Below are 874 nucleotides of genomic sequence, written 5' to 3'. Positions count from 1 at the left end.
GGCTGGCCCGCCAGGGTATTGCGATAGGCGCTGGTGTATTCCTGGCGGTCGCGCGAACGCGCCTGGGTGACCGTGGCGGTCCCGACCCGCGTGATGATGCGTTCGCCGCCCGCGCCGATATTGTGGATGGCCGGGCCGGCCACCGTGAGCGCTCCGCCCGCGGCGATCTGGCTCTTGTCGTTGGCGACGGCACCGGTGAGCATCATGGCCCCGCCCGACAGTATCTTGCCGGGGTCGGAGGACAGGGTGCGGGTCTCGCTGACGGTCTCCTGGACCTGGTAATAGGTGAACGTGCCGACCAGGCGGTTGTTGAAGTCGGCGTTGAACTCCCGGATGCGCGCGTCCAACGCCATATGCGGCGCCTTGTACGCGGCATAGGCTTCTTCGTAGACCTTGCGGCGCGCGGCTTCGGCGTCGCAGGTGGCGTGGTTGTAGCAAGCCCGCTCAGGCGCCGTCCAGACGGGCATGGGGCCAGACGGCGGCGTCACCCCGAAAACGGACCAGATGCGTTCCTGGGCGCCGTACCGGAATTTTTCCGGTACGTCCGAGCAGATCGCACCCGCATCGCCGCCGGTGCCATCACATACCGTGGTGACAGGCGTGTAGGTTGGCGTGATCGGCGACGTCTTACCGCCCTTGCCCTTCAAGCTGGGCGCGTAGTCGAAGGGCGGCCCATAGCGCGACTCGGGGTACTTCGCGGACGGCAGCAGGAACATGCGCTCCGGGTCGTCATTCAGCCAGGCCGGATCCTTGCTGCACATGGGCGTCACTTCGTCGCACAACCAGTGGCTTGCGGCGTCGTACATGTCGGTGGTGCCGGCCGGGGTGAAGTACACCTTGGGCGTGCTGGACACCTGCACCGTTACGCTGGCGT

1 pseudogene is annotated in these 874 nt (G+C 66.8%); it reads right to left on the bottom strand.

Going from position 1 to position 874, the window contains the following annotated elements:
* A pseudogene (locus VCS63_RS29690) lies at positions 1-874 on the bottom strand (filamentous hemagglutinin); the annotation flags it as partial.

This window comes from Achromobacter sp. D10 (genome assembly GCF_035282245.1).
Taxonomy (GTDB): domain Bacteria; phylum Pseudomonadota; class Gammaproteobacteria; order Burkholderiales; family Burkholderiaceae_B; genus Achromobacter; species Achromobacter insolitus.
Note: the sequence above shows the minus strand (reverse complement) of the source record. Positions and strands in the feature narration are given on the sequence as shown.